The sequence below is a fragment of the Phormidium sp. CCY1219 genome (assembly GCF_035615515.1).
In the GTDB taxonomy this organism is placed as follows: domain Bacteria; phylum Cyanobacteriota; class Cyanobacteriia; order Cyanobacteriales; family Laspinemataceae; genus CCY1219.
Map to the genome: position 1 here is coordinate 1 of NZ_JAJENT010000374.1, position 314 is coordinate 314.

A 314-nucleotide genomic window follows, 5' to 3' on the forward strand; every position below is an offset into this window, starting at 1 on the left:
CGGATGTTGAAGCCGAGAAAGTCGAACCCTGGTTTATCCCCTTCTAAAGTGTGGGTGATATGAGTTTTGGTATCCTTGAGTTCCAACCCTATTCCTTTCAGCCATTCCTGGATATGTTTTTGACATTTTAGAATTGCATCCTTGTTTTCATGTAGGATAACGAAGTCGTCCGCATAACGGATTAGCGAGATTGCATCCCGTTTGTTTGTACGACTACCTTTCCCTGGTAGCTTAGCTGCTAAGGATTTGATGCTTTCTTCCATGCCGTGAAGGGCAATATTTGCCAGTAGAGGGCTGATTACCCCTCCTTGCGG

At 45.2% G+C, this 314-nt stretch carries 1 protein-coding gene; it reads right to left on the reverse strand.

Translation table 11 applies throughout. The annotated features are described in order from the left end of the window. On the reverse strand, nt 1–314 hold a 314-nt coding region (locus LKK83_RS07150), incomplete at both ends, for a reverse transcriptase/maturase family protein (protein ID WP_442957292.1).